This is a genomic window from Arcobacter acticola (assembly GCF_013177675.1).
GTDB classification, from domain to species: domain Bacteria; phylum Campylobacterota; class Campylobacteria; order Campylobacterales; family Arcobacteraceae; genus Aliarcobacter; species Aliarcobacter acticola.
Genome location: NZ_CP042652.1, coordinates 2629610 through 2644951 on the forward strand (window position 1 = coordinate 2629610; position 15342 = coordinate 2644951).

17 protein-coding genes and 1 pseudogene are annotated in these 15342 nt (G+C 26.4%); 8 read left to right on the forward strand and 10 right to left on the reverse strand.

Going from position 1 to position 15342, the window contains the following annotated elements; genetic code table 11:
• Nucleotides 1-21: 21 nt before the first annotated feature.
• The 3 genes from AACT_RS13425 to AACT_RS13435 form a co-directional block, all read right to left on the reverse strand.
• Complete coding sequence (locus AACT_RS13425) at nt 22-681, reverse strand: hypothetical protein (RefSeq protein WP_172127695.1); 660 nt, start codon at nt 679-681, stop codon at nt 22-24.
• Complete coding sequence (locus AACT_RS13430; protein WP_172127697.1) at nt 681-914, reverse strand: hypothetical protein; 234 nt, start codon at nt 912-914, stop codon at nt 681-683. The genes AACT_RS13425 and AACT_RS13430 overlap by 1 nt, the downstream gene beginning before the upstream one ends.
• Before the next feature lie 218 nt (nt 915-1132).
• A complete protein-coding gene (locus tag AACT_RS13435) occupies nt 1133-1936 on the reverse strand; it encodes a DMT family transporter (protein WP_228720590.1) in 804 nt (267 codons plus the stop codon).
• On the opposite strand from AACT_RS13435, the gene AACT_RS15655 reads away from it, so the two are divergent.
• Nucleotides 1875-2006, forward strand: a complete 132-nt coding sequence (locus AACT_RS15655) for a hypothetical protein (RefSeq protein ID WP_272953558.1) — start codon at nt 1875-1877, stop codon at nt 2004-2006. The two genes, AACT_RS13435 and AACT_RS15655, sit on opposite strands and share 62 nt — an antisense overlap.
• Before the next feature lie 54 nt (nt 2007-2060).
• On the opposite strand, the gene AACT_RS13440 is transcribed toward AACT_RS15655, so the two are convergent.
• Genes AACT_RS13440 through trmD form a run of 5 tightly spaced genes read right to left on the reverse strand, consistent with a single transcriptional unit; the run spans nt 2061 to nt 4804 of the window.
• Complete coding sequence (locus tag AACT_RS13440; protein ID WP_172127699.1) at nt 2061-2603, reverse strand: hypothetical protein; 543 nt, start codon at nt 2601-2603, stop codon at nt 2061-2063.
• 3 nt (nt 2604-2606) lie between these two features.
• Nucleotides 2607-3212: a DedA family protein gene (locus AACT_RS13445; protein ID WP_172127701.1), complete on the reverse strand. Its 606-nt coding sequence runs from the start codon at nt 3210-3212 to the stop codon at nt 2607-2609.
• Nucleotides 3213-3221: 9 nt separating this feature from the next.
• Nucleotides 3222-3740: a hypothetical protein gene (locus tag AACT_RS13450; protein ID WP_172127703.1), complete on the reverse strand. Its 519-nt coding sequence runs from the start codon at nt 3738-3740 to the stop codon at nt 3222-3224.
• A gap of 30 nt (nt 3741-3770) precedes the next feature.
• Nucleotides 3771-4130, reverse strand: coding sequence for a 50S ribosomal protein L19 (gene rplS, locus AACT_RS13455; protein ID WP_172127705.1), 360 nt, complete (start codon nt 4128-4130; stop codon nt 3771-3773).
• Nucleotides 4127-4804, reverse strand: a complete 678-nt coding sequence (trmD, locus tag AACT_RS13460) for a tRNA (guanosine(37)-N1)-methyltransferase TrmD (protein WP_172127707.1) — start codon at nt 4802-4804, stop codon at nt 4127-4129. The genes rplS and trmD overlap by 4 nt, the downstream gene beginning before the upstream one ends.
• A 130-nt stretch (nt 4805-4934) precedes the next feature.
• On the opposite strand from trmD, the gene AACT_RS13465 reads away from it, so the two are divergent.
• Both AACT_RS13465 and AACT_RS13470 read left to right on the forward strand, forming a co-directional pair.
• Nucleotides 4935-5285 (forward strand): hypothetical protein, encoded by a 351-nt coding sequence (locus AACT_RS13465; RefSeq protein WP_172127709.1) that lies wholly within the window; start codon nt 4935-4937, stop codon nt 5283-5285.
• A 129-nt stretch (nt 5286-5414) separates the two neighbouring features.
• Nucleotides 5415-6047 (forward strand): annotated as a pseudogene (locus AACT_RS13470) (5-methyltetrahydropteroyltriglutamate--homocysteine S-methyltransferase); the annotation flags it as partial.
• Between the two features lie 31 nt (nt 6048-6078).
• On the opposite strand, the gene AACT_RS13475 reads toward AACT_RS13470, so the two are convergent.
• The gene (locus AACT_RS13475; RefSeq protein WP_172124971.1) at nt 6079-7137 is read right to left on the reverse strand and encodes an IS630 family transposase; all 1059 of its coding nucleotides are present in this window, start codon (nt 7135-7137) and stop codon (nt 6079-6081) included.
• A gap of 25 nt (nt 7138-7162) precedes the next feature.
• Between AACT_RS13475 and metE the strand changes: the two genes are divergently transcribed.
• From metE to AACT_RS13495, 4 genes are all read left to right on the forward strand, one after another.
• Nucleotides 7163-8833 carry a 5-methyltetrahydropteroyltriglutamate--homocysteine S-methyltransferase gene (gene metE / locus AACT_RS13480; RefSeq protein ID WP_272953578.1) on the forward strand — a complete coding sequence of 557 codons (1671 nt, stop codon included), beginning with the start codon at nt 7163-7165 and terminating at the stop codon, nt 8831-8833.
• A 111-nt stretch (nt 8834-8944) separates the two neighbouring features.
• Nucleotides 8945-10150: a threonine ammonia-lyase gene (ilvA, locus tag AACT_RS13485; RefSeq protein WP_172127711.1), complete on the forward strand. Its 1206-nt coding sequence runs from the start codon at nt 8945-8947 to the stop codon at nt 10148-10150.
• 90 nt (nt 10151-10240) lie between these two features.
• Nucleotides 10241-10927, forward strand: coding sequence for a F0F1 ATP synthase subunit A (locus AACT_RS13490; RefSeq protein WP_172127713.1), 687 nt, complete (start codon nt 10241-10243; stop codon nt 10925-10927).
• 92 nt (nt 10928-11019) lie between these two features.
• Nucleotides 11020-11586 (forward strand): thiamine phosphate synthase, encoded by a 567-nt coding sequence (locus AACT_RS13495; protein WP_172127715.1) that lies wholly within the window; start codon nt 11020-11022, stop codon nt 11584-11586.
• Here the strand turns inward: AACT_RS13495 and AACT_RS13500 are convergent.
• Nucleotides 11583-14315 (reverse strand): RecB-like helicase, encoded by a 2733-nt coding sequence (locus tag AACT_RS13500; protein WP_172127717.1) that lies wholly within the window; start codon nt 14313-14315, stop codon nt 11583-11585. The two genes, AACT_RS13495 and AACT_RS13500, sit on opposite strands and share 4 nt — an antisense overlap.
• A 124-nt stretch (nt 14316-14439) precedes the next feature.
• On the opposite strand from AACT_RS13500, the gene argB reads away from it, so the two are divergent.
• Nucleotides 14440-15339, forward strand: coding sequence for an acetylglutamate kinase (argB, locus tag AACT_RS13505; protein WP_172127719.1), 900 nt, complete (start codon nt 14440-14442; stop codon nt 15337-15339).
• The last annotated feature ends 3 nt before the right edge of the window (nt 15340-15342 follow it).

Consider the following 15342-nt stretch of genomic DNA (forward strand, 5'->3'; position numbering starts at 1 on the left):
CTCCTTAAATTTATTAAATTTCTATAAAGTATGCTCTATAACATAACAACCTATACACCACTCACCAACTTTTTCTATCTTTTTAATACTTCCCCCTTTGAAACTTGATTTTAAATTTTTATGTGAAGCTACTATTGAATCAAATGATTCAATAATATTGTCTAATCTTTCTTGAGCATTTTTTCTAGCACTTGATGAAATATCTAAATAAAATGCAAAAATTCCATAATCTAATGTTGAATCTTCTTTTTTATCTCTTTGTAACATTTTGCACATAAGCTCAACATCATTTTTATACTCTTCTTGTACATTTCTTACACCATTTTTTAAAGACATAATTACTCTTGAAACAGAATCATTATCACTTTTATGTGTAAATCTTTCATCCAATGTTAAACATAATAATCTATCCATTATGTAGTTTTTTTTCATAAAATCTCTAAAGTCAGTCCTATTTGGCAATGAACATCTTAAAATATCAGAGATTGTTGCATCTATAAAGATTTCAGGTGCATTGGCTAATTTACCAATTTCTTGTGCAACATGAATAGTTAAAAACTTTGGTGGAGCATATGATAAATATAACTCGTCTGAAGTCCAAAAAGTATAATTTCTTTTGGCATTTTCAATACCTGCAATAACTGCATTTATAACATCATTTTTTATAGGAAAAACACTCATTACTCTTGCTCCATATAATTTTCATCAACTTCTTGTAAAATTCCACTTTCAAATAAAATATCTTCAATAAGTTTATTTTTTGAAATATTTAAACTTTGACTTAATATTGCTAAGGCGTTATCCAACCTACTATCTATTTTAATAGTAAGTTGAGAAATCTCTTTTTTACTACCATTGATATGTTTGTTTATAACTTTTTTTATTATTGTTCTTTTATTTTTTAACTTTGCCATATTAATCCAAATTAGTAAAGATTTAAAGGTAGTACAAAAAGTACTACCTTTTTTTCTTAAGTCATTTTTGCATACTGAAACTTAATCTAGTCTTATGTTTTTCATAATATATGTCTATAAAATAGACAATTTTAGTGTTTTTTGATAAATAGTATCAAAATGCTATTCTAATGCTATTTATCTCAGTTTTTTACGATTTTCATATAATTTTAAAAATTTTATTTTGAGCTTTTAGATTGCTGTAAAATTAATCCTAAAATTATAACTGTTAAGCCAATTAGGGTAGAGATAAAAATTTGTTCACCAACAATGAAGTATATAAAGATTAAAGAAAGAAAAGGTGATATAAAAATTAGATTTGCAATCTTTGCAGTTGAACTAGCACTTTGCATTGCTTTTAACCAAAAAAGAAAAGTAATACCCATTTCAAAAAAACCAACATATGAAGCTGCTAGTATTCCTTTTATATCAGGCATAACTAAAGGTTGAGTTAGAAGAAAATAAATTATAATAATAGGAAGCGAAATTAGAAAACTTGAAAATAATCCAACTATTGGATCAGCTTTTTGTTTTGTGTTTATAATCCAATACATAGACCATAAAACCGTTGATAACAAAGCTAATAAAACTCCATCAATATTAGAAAAGTTTAAAGAAAAAGGCTCACCTTTTGTGGAAATAATTAAAACACCAAAGTAGCAAATGATACCTGCAAAAATATCTTTAACAGTTAATTTTTGTTTTAAAAATATGACAGATAAAAAAGCCAACATCAAAGCCCATGTATAATTTATAGCTTGCGCTTCTTGAGCAGGAAGTAAATCATAAGCTTTAAACAAAACTAAATAGTATAAAAATGGATTTATTAAACCTAAGGTAAAAACTAATTTATAGTTATTTATTATATGAATTTTTACTTGATTAAATTTTTTTTGATAAGAAATTACTATATATAAAACTATGGTAGAAAAAATTGAAGCATATAATACTAATTCAGATGGTGTTAAATATTGTAATGAAATCTTAAATGCAGTGGCAACTGTAGACCAAAAAAATATTGCAATTAATGCATATTTATATGCTTGTTTTTGATTTTCGATAATTAAGCCTTAAAAAATTTATCTAATTGTAGTAAATAAAGTTTAATTAAAATTTAATCTTTTGTTTTAATAGTTTATATATATGAGCAGTTTTTTTCTTAAATTTACTTCTTGTTGAAAAAATTTTTTCTTTTATAGAGTTTTTTAAATTTGATGCTTTTTCTTTTATCATAATATATGTTTCTGAATTTTTAATCTTTTCAATCATTAAAATTAATTTATTATAAACATAAGTAAACCACTTAAATTCTAATAATTTAGGTTTTGTTATATTAAAAAACCAGAAAATAAAAGCAGCAAGTGGAATTTTTAGTATATAAATAAAAACTGCACTAATAACATGTCCAGAAACAAATAAAACTCCTGCATAAACACCAATTAGTTCTACAACAATAAATATACTAAGAAAAAATATTAAAATAAAATATGAGTTTAAAGATAAGATTTTAGGAATAAAATCTTTAAATAAAGATAGATTTGTAATAAAGCTTAATATGGGTTTGGCAAGTTTTTCCCAAACTAATTCTTCAAATATTATATAAATAAATACTAAAACAATTAAAAATATATTTAGTATTTTTTTATACATGGTTTATAAAACCTTTGCTTTTTTTGTTTTTCTATAGTACCAAATTCCTAAAATAGCCAATAATACTAAGATAACAATAATGATAGTATGTAAATACTCTTTAATTAAAGCCTCATTTCCACCTAAGAAATATCCTAATAAAGTAAGAATAATAACCCAGATTCCAGCACCTAGACTTGTATATATACAAAATACAAATAGATTCATTCTAGCAAGACCGGCAGGAAAAGAAATATATTGTCTAACAGCAGGAATTAATCTTCCTGAGAATGTTGAAATATGGCCATGCGATTTAAAGAACTCTTCCATTTTTACAATAGTTGGTTCTTTTATAAAGAAATATTTTCCATATTTAATTAAAAACTTTCTACCAAATTTAACTGCAAGATAGTAGTTAAATAATGCACCTGCTAAAGAACCAAGAATACCTACAGCAATTGCTATAAACATATTCATTTCACCTTTATAGGCTAAATAACCTGCAGGAATCATAACAACTTCAGAGGGAAATGGGAAAAATGAACTTTCCAAAAACATCATAAGAAAAATACCTAAATAGCCTAAACTACCTACAGTTTCAACTATAAAATTAACAATACTAGTAAGCAAGGGGATCCTTTAGATTAATTTTTTCCATTTTGATATTGAATTATTAATAAGTTCAAATATTATATCATTTGTTGGTTCAACTTCATCAAAATAATCAGAAACTATTTTTAAAACATAAAAGTCTTTAATATTTTCTTTACAAATTTGTGAGAAGAATTGTGCTTGTTTATCAACAAGTAAGGTTTCTAAGTTTTCATCTGTTTCAAGTGGTTTTTCAATAGTAGTAATATTAGCAAAATTTAATCCACCAATAAATCTATTGGTACAAAAAAGTGTCCCAAGAGCAATTGAACCATCACTACACGATGCAATACTTAAATCAAATGCTTTTGAAATTGAATAGTTTTTAAAAATATAATCCAAAGACTTAACTATTAAATCTTTACTTACTCCAGATATTATAAGTAAGATATCATCATTGGAATATATTTTGTTTTCGCAAGAGTTTTCTAATTCTTTCAAATTAAAAAATTTAATAATCGGATTTGCTTCGATTATTGAAGTTGTGTGAATTAAGATCTTTGACATTAAATCAAAACTAAGGCCTAAGCCCAAGTTTTACTTTCTTTTTAGTTCTTTAATTCTTGCAGCTTTACCTTTTAATCCTCTTAAGAAGTTTAATTTAGCTCTTCTTACTCTACCTTTTCTGATTACTTCAAAAGATTTTAAAGACTCAGAATATAATGGGAAAATTCTTTCTACACCGATTGAATTTGCACCAATTTTTCTAACTGTAAAAGTTGAATCTACACCGTTTCCACTTCTACCAATAACAATACCTTCGAAAGTTTGAACTCTTTTTTTCTCACCTTCTTTAATCTCTACACCAAGTCTTACAGTATCTCCTGCTCTAAATTGAGGGATCTCTTTTGACTCTATTTGAGCTGCTTCAAAACTAGCTATATATCTATTTTTCATCGTTTTTCCTTATTCGGTCTATAATATTTTGTCTTACAATTGGACATCTGGAATTTTAAGTCGGAAATTTTACTATGATTTCCCTTTAAGAATTCTTTAACAACACTTAATTTTTGGAAAATCTCAGGTTTTGTAAAAGATGGTGCTTCTAAAAGGTTGTTTTCATAGCTTTCAACATCCAAAGAATCGGCATTTCCTAGAACTTTTTCAACATTTCTTGAAATAGCATCTGCCATCACAAGAGAGGGTAATTCACCCCCTGTTAAAATAAATTCTCCTATAGAAAATACTTCATTTGCATATTTTTCTATAACTCTTTCGTCAATTCCTTCATATCTTCCACTAACAAAAACTATGTTTTCTTTCTTAGCTAATCGCTTTGCATCATTTTGTCTAAATGGTTTAGCAGCAGCTAATGGAAAAACAATATACGCATCTTTGTTTTTACTCTTTATTTCATCTAAACAATCAAATAATGGCTGACAAGAAAGAAGCATTCCTGCTCCTCCACCTACCATTTGGTCATCAACTTTTTTATGTTTGTTAGTTGTAAAATCCCTTGGATTATAAAACTCATAAGATATAAAATTTGATTCAATTGCTCTTTTTAATATAGAGTCATGAAAATATGGCTCAATCAAATTTGGGAAAAGTGTTACAAAAGTAAATTTCAAACTAAAATTCACATACCTTATATAATAAAGTATGCTCTCCTTTTTTCTTGGAATCATACCATATTTATTTTTATTTACAATTAAGCATTAATCATTTACACTTCGAACTTATTTATAAAAAAGGTTTTATTTGAAATTACTTAAGGGTTTTGGAAAAAAATATTTCACATTATCAGCAATACAAGCACATTCTGTTGCTCCAAAATTACATAGTGTAATTACATCATATAAAAATCATTTAAATAAAAAATTATCAATTTCTTCAAAAGATGAAAACGAAGAAGATGAATCTGTCCCTATTTTACAAGAAAATTTAATATCTTATCTTATTCAAAGAACTAAACCTTGTCATTGTGACTGTGTATTTAGAAGAAAAACTGCATTAGCAATAACTCTATTTAAATTTATACCTAGATGTCCTTATTATGATACCTTCTTCGCTTTTAGAAGAACAGGTGTTCATCCTCCTTTATTTAATTAATCTTACTTTCAAAAGTCAAAATCGTAAATTCAAGGCTTTATTTTAAAGTCTTTTAGTTTTTTCTACTTTTAAAAAGTTGAAAATATATTCTGCTTCCTCTAATACAGAAAGCATTAATAAGGATTAATTATGCAAAAAAGTTATGTGATAGGATTTCCAAGAATTGGAGAAAAAAGAGAGCTTAAAAAAGTTCTAGAAAAATACTGGTCGAAACAAAGTGATTTTAATGAAGTTAAATATGTTGCACGTCAATTAAAAAGAAGACATTGGAATTACCAAAAACAATCAAATATAAGTTTTATTTCATCGAATGATTTTTCACTTTATGATAATGTACTTGATACAACAATTCTTTTAGGAGCAATTCCAAAAAGATTTGAACATTTAAAAGATGAAGAATTATATTTTGCAATGGCAAGAGGGAATGACACTTGTGTTGCAATGGAAATGACTAAGTGGTTTAATACAAATTATCATTATATAGTTCCTGAAATTTCAAAAGAAACTACATTTAAACTCAATAGCAAAAAAATTATTGAAGAATATGAGGAAGCAAAAGAGCTTGGAATAAAAACAAAAATAAATTTACTTGGACCAATTACATATTTAGGTCTTTCAAAAAGTATAGATAATAGTGATGTTTTTTTTCATATTAATAATGTAGTAAAAGTTTATAAAGAGTTATTAGAAGAAATATCAAAATTTGATGATGAAATAATTGTTCAATTTGATGAACCATTATTTGTAAGAGATATTGACACTATTACTCCCCCAATAAACAGAGCTAATTTCATTAGCTAGCATATTTCACACTTTGATGTTGAAAAAAGTTAGCTATTTTTTGTGGATTTTTTTGTAAATTCTCCATATAATTTTGTGTGTTTTCTTTTAGTTCTTTTTGATTTTTTGGCAGACCATTTTTATGTACATTACTCTTATAATCTTGATTCAAATATTCATCAGGATTAAATTCTGGGGAGTATGGTGGAAGATAAAAGAGTTTGATTTTATCTTTATGCTTTTCTTCCCAAGCTTTTACTAATTTAGCATGATGTACTCTTAGGTTATCTACTATCATAAATACTTTTTTATCATTTGATTTTATTACTTTTTCTAAAAAATCTATAAAATTATCTGTAGCTATTGAATCATCATACAATGCAAACATTGATTTACCTGTATTTGTAATGGCTGATATCATATTCACTTTAAACTTTTTAGCTGTATGAGTAAGAATAGGTTTTATTTTACTTCCTATTGGAGCATATCCTTTTAAATTTGATGGCATTGATACACAAGCAGTCTCATCAGCCCACCAAATATCAGCATTATTTATTTTTGCTTCTTTTTTGATTTTTGGATATGTTTCTTCCAACCAAGCTTTAGTTGCACTATCTTTTCTTTCATAAGCTCTTTTTATTGGTTTTTTCGAAGTAAATTGCCATTTTGCAAGATAATCTCCAACTGTTGATATTGGCATATCAATATCTACTACTCTTAGAATTAACTGTTTTACAGCTTCTCTTGTCCACAAAGCAAACTTAAACTTTAATTGTTCTGGGGTTGTATCTATAAGCATTCGGATGATTTTTTCCTCTTGTTCATCGCTAAGTCTCTTACCAGACTTTTTAGGACGACCAGTTTTTTGAACTTTAAGTGCTTTTTGACCATCTTTTTTATATTTGCTATACCATCTTGATGTTGTAATTTTTGACAAACCTAATATTGCAGCTGTTTCAAGATTACTTATACCACTATCCCTTAATTTAATTGCTCTATCTCTGAGATACTGTAATGTATTTGAATCTACTTTTCTAGCATCATTTTTTTCTAATTTATTTATTTTTTCCATTTCAAATTATAGCTAAATTTAGCATATAATTAGTTTAGTTTATCGGTGGAGTAATAAAATATTATCATTAATTAAACCTGTATATGATGAACTTTCAAATGCAGTAACAAATATTAAAATAGTTGTTGCATCTTATTTTGAGCATTCAAATGAAGCTAGTAAAATATTAGTAAATACTCCAATTTGGGCTTTAGCATTGGATTTTATTTATGGTGAAAAAAATATTGAGTCATTAGATTTTATAAAAAACTCAAATAAAACTTTAATTGCAGGTGTAATTGATGGTAGAAATATTTGGAAAAGTGACTTTAAAAAGAAAATAGATTTGCTTGAAAAAATATCAAAACATATAAATAAAGATAAATTAATTATCTCTACAACTTGTTCTCTTTTACATGTACCTTTTTCTTTAAAATATGAAGATCACTTGAGTAAAGAAATAAAATCTTGGTTAGCTTTTGCTTGTGAAAAATTAAATGAACTTTCACTTGTAAGTAAAGATTTCTTTGATATCCAATTAAATTTAGATGAAATTTCAATTATTAAAAGAAATTTAGAGGATAATATTCAAAGAAAGACATCTTCTAAAATCCATAATTTAGAAATTCAAAATGAAATAAAAAATCTGAAACTTTTTGAAAGGGCAGATAAGTTTAACGATAGAATTAAAATTCAAAGAGAGTTTTTTAACTATGATTATTTAACAACTACAACAATTGGATCATTTCCTCAAACACCTGAGATTAGAGAAAATAGAAAAAAATTTAAGGAAAATAGTATCTCAAAAGAGGAATATGAAAAAGAAATAAAAAATTATATAGATGATTGTATTTTATTTCAAGAAGAAATAGGACTTGATGTATTAGTTCATGGTGAACCTGAGAGAAATGACATGGTTGAATATTTTGGTGAAATGTTAGATGGATTTGCCTTTACACAAAATGCTTGGGTTCAATCATATGGAAGTAGATGTGTAAAACCACCTTTAATATATGGAGATATAAATAGAGCAAATCCTATGACAGTTGATTGGATAAAATATGCACAAGGTAAAACATCAAAAGTTGTAAAAGGGATGTTGACAGGACCTATTACTATTTTAAACTGGTCATTTGTAAGAGATGATATAAAAAGAAGTGAAGTAGCAAAGCAAATAGCACTTGCAATTGCAAAAGAAGTTGATGATTTACAAAAGCACGGAATTAAAATGATTCAAGTTGATGAAGCAGCATTTAAAGAAGGATATCCATTAAGAATTGAAAATATTAAAGAGTATGAAAGATGGGCAGTAGATAATTTCAAATTAAGTGTTAGTTTAGCAGCAATTGATACACAAATTCATACACATATGTGTTATAGTGAGTTTAATGACATTATTAAAACAATTGAAGAAATGGATGCTGATGTTATCTCAATAGAAACAGCACGAAGTGGAAATAGACTTCTTAGAATTTTTAAAGAAGTTGCATATAAACAAGAAGTTGGTCCTGGAATTTATGATATTCATAGTCCAAGAATCCCAAGCGTAGAAGAAATGGTAAATCAAATAAAAGCATTATTGGAAGTTTTACCAAAAGAGCAATTATGGATAAATCCAGATTGTGGATTAAAAACTAGAAAATGGCCAGAAGTAAAACAAAGTTTAATAAATATGGTTGAAGCTGTAAATATTATAAAAAAAGCAGAAAAACACTAGAGCATATTGCTCTAGTATAAAAATAGTTTTTTATAAGTATTTTATTAGTATTTAATTACGATAAAACATATTTTAGATAAGATTCAAAAAACAAAAATAAGAAAAGATAAGATGATTACATTAAACGATATAAAAGAAGCAAAAAAAAGATTAGCAGGAACTGTACTAAATACTCCTTTAGTAAAAGCCCCTATTTTAAGTAAAGATTTAAATTCTGAAATATATTTAAAAGAGGATAACTTACAATTAACAGGAAGTTTTAAAATCAGAGGTGCTTTTAATAAATTAGCAATGATGGATGACAAAAGAAGAAAAAATGGTGTAGTAGCTGCAAGTGCTGGAAATCATGCACAAGGTTTAGCATATGCTGCACAACATTTTGGATGTGAAGCAACTATTTTTATGCCAGAAGCAACACCTCTAACAAAAGTGAGTGGTGTTAAATCATATGGAGCAAATGTTGTTTTAGTTGGAGAAAATTTTGATGAAGCCTATGCAACAGCTACAAAATCTGCACTTGATAATGATAAAGAGTTTATTCATCCTTTTGCTGATGATGCTGTAATTGCAGGGCAAGGAACAATTGCCTTAGAAATTTTAGAAAAAATTGAAGATATAGAACATATTATTGTTCCAATTGGTGGAGGTGGATTAATCTCAGGAATTGCCATTGCAGCAAAAGCTATTAATCCAAATATTAAAATTACTGGAGTTGTAGCAAGTGGTGCAAGAGGAATGAAAGACTCTTTTGAAGCTAGAATGCCAATTGATTCAGCATCAGTTAAAACAATAGCAGATGGAATTGCTGTTCGTGATGTAACTCCTAAACTTCTTGATATTATTTTAGAATATGTTGATCAAATAGTTGAAGTAACAGATAATGAAACTGCAAATGCAATTTTATTTTTACTAGAAAAACACAAACTTGTAGTTGAAGGTGCAGGTGCAGTTGCAACTGCTGCCATTATGCATAAAAAAGTTGAAATTGAAAATGAAAAAGTTTGTGCAATTGTAAGTGGTGGGAATATTGACGTTACAATGTTATCATTAATTATTGATAAAGGTTTAGTAAAATCTTTTAGAAAAATGAATCTAATCGTAACACTTATGGATAAACCAGGTGCATTGATGCATTTAACTGATGTATTTACCCAATGTTCAACAAACATAGTACAAATAGATTATGACAGAAACTCTGTAAAGCTGGAGTTTGGTGAAGCTCACGTTACAATAGCCCTTGAAACAAAAGGTGAAGAACACCAAAAACTAATAAGAGAAAATTTGAAACAAAGTGGATATAGATTCAAACAAATCTAAGTTAATTTATTATCTTTAGAAAGTTTTTAGAAAACAAATATTATAATGCATGAATAATTTAGTATGTAGAAACAAAAATAAAGGAAGAAAATGGAAGGAAGACTGTTTACATTCTTAGGAACTATCGGTGGTCACGGACAAGAGTGGATAATCCTATCACACTATGTTTTAGTTATTGGAATTATTTTCTTAATAGCAAGAGCAGCAACTAGAAAATTACAATTAGTTCCAACTGGGGCTCAAAATGTAATGGAAACATTTGTTGGCGGTATCATTACAATGGGTGCTGATACAATGGGTGAAAAAAATGCTAGAGTTTATATGCCGTTAATCGCGTCATTAGCTATAGTTATTTTTGTTAGTAATATGATTGGGGTTATTCCTGGTTTTGAAGCTCCAACTAGTAATATCAACTTTACTTTATCATTAGCATTAATTGTATTTGTTTATTATAATTATGTTGGTATTCAAAAAAATGGTTTTGTAAACTATTTCAAACACTTTATGGGACCAATGCCAATTCTTGCTCCTTTAATGTTCCCAATTGAAATAATTTCTCATATATCAAGAATTATTTCATTATCATTCAGACTTTTTGGTTCAATTAGAGGGGATGATATGTTCCTTATGGTACTTTTAATGTTAGTACCTTGGTTATTACCTCTTCCTGGATTTTTCTTATTAACTGCGTTTGGTTTCTTACAAGCGTTTATTTTCAGTATATTAACTTATGTTTATATCGCTGGATCGGTTATGATGGAACACGAAGAGCACTAAGAACTCTAAAGAATTCTTACAAAAATAAAAAGGGAAATAAGTTTTACTTATTTCCCTTTTTTATTGTCTATTACATAGGAAAATGAAATCACATGAATTACAAATTAAAACACTATTTAATCACTGATCCCAAATATTATACAAATGACATAGGATTGTTTGAAAAGAATCTAAGAAATATTTTAGAAAATAAAAAAGTAGATATAGCATGTTTTAGAGATAAAACATCTGATAATTATGAAGACTTAGCAAAGATATTTATAATGACTTGTAAAGAATTTACTATAAAAGAAATTTTATTAAATACAGATTATAAACTAGCTTCTAAATTAAAAGCTACAGGTGTTCATTTAAACTCAACACAATTTGATAAAATCAAAATTGCAAAAGATTTAAACCTAAATGTAATTATCTCATGTCATAGTTTTGAAGATATAGAAAAAGCAAAAAGCTTAAAGTGTGATACCCTTACATTTTCTCCCATATTTCAAACACCAAATAAAGGTGAACCAAAAGGAATTTTAAAATTACAAGAAGCAATAGATACATATAAAGATGTTAATATTATTGCACTTGGTGGAATTATAAATGATGAGCAAATAAAACAAATAGAAAAAACAAAAGCATATGCTTTTGCTTCTATTCGATATTTTATTTAAATTTCTTGAATAAAACTCTCATTTGAATGTAAATAAACTAAATAAGCTTTTACTTCATTTGTGCTAAAAATATCTTTTATAGCTTTTTTATAAAAAGAAACTTGAGCTATATGCTCTGGTAATCTATCTTTTGTTGTTTTATAATCTATAATATAATATGTATCATTTTTAAATAAAAGTAAATCAATAATCTTTATCTCTTCTTTATATATTAAAGATTGTTCTGTAATAAATTCTGAATCATTTATAATAGAAATAAAATCATTATTTTTAATCAACATTGAAATTCTATTTTTAATATCAATAAAATCAACTTCATTTAAATAATTTGAATATCTACTAATTGCTAATTTTAAAGTATATTCCAAACAATCAATGGTAAACTCATCCATCATTTCTAAACAATAGTGAGTAGTGATTCCAAAATATTTAGCATGAAGATGATTTTCATCTAATTCTTTTTCATTTGCAAGTTGTTTATCTTGTGTTCCTAGATTTAAAGGTGTATAAACAATCTTTTCAATCTTGTCATAGTTTTTTGAAATATTAATACTTTGTATTATATTTCCAATTTTACAAGGGCTCATATTTAAAATATCAAAAACCGAAGATTTGATTTTTTTAAATATAATCATATTATTTTTAGCCCTTGTTAGTGCCACATATAAAATATTTATTTCATCTTCTATACTTAGAGCTTTTTCTTTTGCTAGGGCTTTTTCATAATCTTTGTTATAGTTTTCATAACCTTTAATTTTGTAAAAAATATTTTTTAATTCTACACTATCATATTCAAATAAAAGTGATGATTTATCTACATTTTTTCTTTTTATTCTATCAAGTAAAATTACAGTATTAAACTCCAATCCCTTTGATTTAAAAATAGTAAGTATTTGAAGACCAATAGATTCACTATTTACCATATTTGCATCTAATTTATCTATTTCATAAACGAAATCAACGATATTATTAAAACCTGAACTAACCTCAATAAGTTTAATTATATTTTCATCGATTATTTTTAGATTACTTGCTATTTCACGAATTAATTCTTGAATAGATTTTTCTTCTAAAGAAAACAATAAATCCAACTCATTTAAAATAGGTTTTCCAATAAGTGCATTTAAATTTTCTTTATAAATATCTTCTTTAAAATAGATATATTTAATAGCATTTATTATTGCTTTTACATTTTGTTGATTTATTAGTTTTGATGTCATCTCTGTTGTGATTTTCAAAGATGGAAATTTTTGTTTTAAATAGTAATATAAATTTAAAACATCAGCATTAGTATAGGTTAATATTGCAATATCATTTGAATTTACACCCTCTTGCAAAAGTGCTGCAATTTTAGAAGCCACATTTACAAACTTCTCATCTTCATCAAAAGCACTATCTTCTATTACTTCTATATATCCATCTTTTGCTATTGATTCTTGTTCAAAATATTCATAATTTGATAGTTTTAGAAAAAGTGAATTTACATAAGAGATAATATTTTCACAAGAACGATAATTTGTATTTAATACTTCAACTTCAAGAAGTTTATTTGTATTTGCAACATAATCAAAAAGTTCTCTTTTACCACCTCTAAATCTATAGATTGATTGTTTTGTATCACCCACATAAAAAAATGTTTTAAATTTAGTCTCATCACCTGAAAGAATCTCTTTTATTAATGGCTCTAAAATCTTATATTGTAAAAGTGAAGTATCTTGAAACTCATCCATTAAAATATGTGAAAATTGAGAATCTAATCTAAAATATAAAAACTCTTTATCAATTTTTGTTGATAATAATTCGTAAACTAAATTTGAAATATCATTAAACTCTAAATAGTTTTTATTTTTATTAAATGAGAATTTAAAATCTTTAAACATCAAATATAGCTCAAATAACTTACTTAAACTGTAACCAGCTCTTAATTTATAATAAATTGCAATTTGCTCTTTCAAAATAGAAAAATAAGACTCTATTGTTTCATTAGCACATTTTTTAAAATATGAATAATCAGATAAACTATCTTTTTCAAGCCATGTTCGGCCAAATAAATCGTCAAACTTCTCAAAATCAACTGCTTTTATTGCACTATTACTAGCAACACTACAATTCAAAATAGCCTCTTTGATTTTAAAAGCATTTTGTAAGACCATATCTTTTTGTAAATCAATTAATTTTGCATCTATATTTAAAATATCAATTGTTTCATTTTTCTCAAGTAGGTTTTTAAATAAATCAAAGATAGAGTTGAACTTCTTTTTTTCATAATGGGAAAAATCAATTAATGCTTCAAATTGTTTTGAATCCAAAGATTGTAAAAACTTCATACTCAAAGTTTCAATATCATCTTCTTTAATTTCAAAATCATCTGAAACACCAATATATCCACAAAACTCTCTAAGAATTTTATTTATAAATTTATCAATGGTAAAAATAGATAAGCTTGCATTTGAAAAAGATTTTACTAAAAATGCTTTTCTTCCAAGAATCTCTTTTTTTGATAAACCTGATTGTTCTACTATTGCATTTAGATATGCTTCATCATCTCCTAAAGTAAGAAGAGTTTTATAGATTCTTTCACTCATTTCATTTGCGGCTTTATTTGTAAATGTAAGAGTTAAAATCTCATTTGGTTTTGCACCAAGTAACAACAAAGATATGTATCGAACTGTTAGTGCAAAAGTTTTTCCACTTCCTGCACTGGCTTTTAGGGCTAAGTATTTTTTCATAAACTAATGATACTAAAGTAACAATTATAACTTACTATATTTCTTTAGATTAATTATTTTTTATTAAATTAATAAGATTCTTTTAGATATAATCATGACTCAAAAAACACTTAGGATAGTTTATATGCAAACAAAACATCAAAAAGTTCAAACCTTACTTGACGCAATTCCATATATTAAAAAGTTTTTCGGAAAAATAATTGTGATCAAATATGGAGGATCAGCTCAAACAAGCCCTGATTTAAAAGAAAAATTTGCACAAGATATCGTTTTTCTTTCACTTCTTGGAATTAAACCTGTAATTGTTCATGGTGGTGGTTCAAGAATCACTGAACTTCTAACAAAACTTGAAATTCCATCAAGTTTTGTAGATGGACACAGAGTTACTTGTGAAGAAAGTATGAGAGTTGTTGAAATGGTATTAAGTGGTGAAATTAATAAAAATATTACATCTTTATTAAATCATCATGGAGCAAAAGCTATTGGTATTTCAGGAAAAGACTCTGCTATTATAAATGCTATTCCTAAAGATGGTGGAAGATTTGGATACACAGGTGAAATCACAAAAGTAAAAGGTGAAATGATAAAAAACTTAATCAAAGAAGGATTTATTCCTGTAATTGCACCAATTGCTGATAGTGCTGAACCAAATCATCCAGGTTTTAATATTAATGCAGATGTAGCAGCTTGTGAAATTGCAGCTGCCATTGGAGCTCAAAAAGTTCTATTTTTAACAGATACTATTGGAGTGTTGGACAAAAATGGAAAGCTTATTACTTCTTTAGATAAAGAAAGTGTTGAAGCATATAAAAATGATGGAACAATTGCAGGTGGAATGATTCCAAAAGTTGATTCATGTATTGATGCAATTTATAATGGTGTTAATAAAGCACACATTATTGATGGACGTGTTGAACACTCAATATTACTTGAGTTATTTACAAGTGATGGAATTGGAACTCAATTCGTAAGACGTGACAATCCAAATAATGATATAGATATGGATAAATTATTAAACGACTAAAAA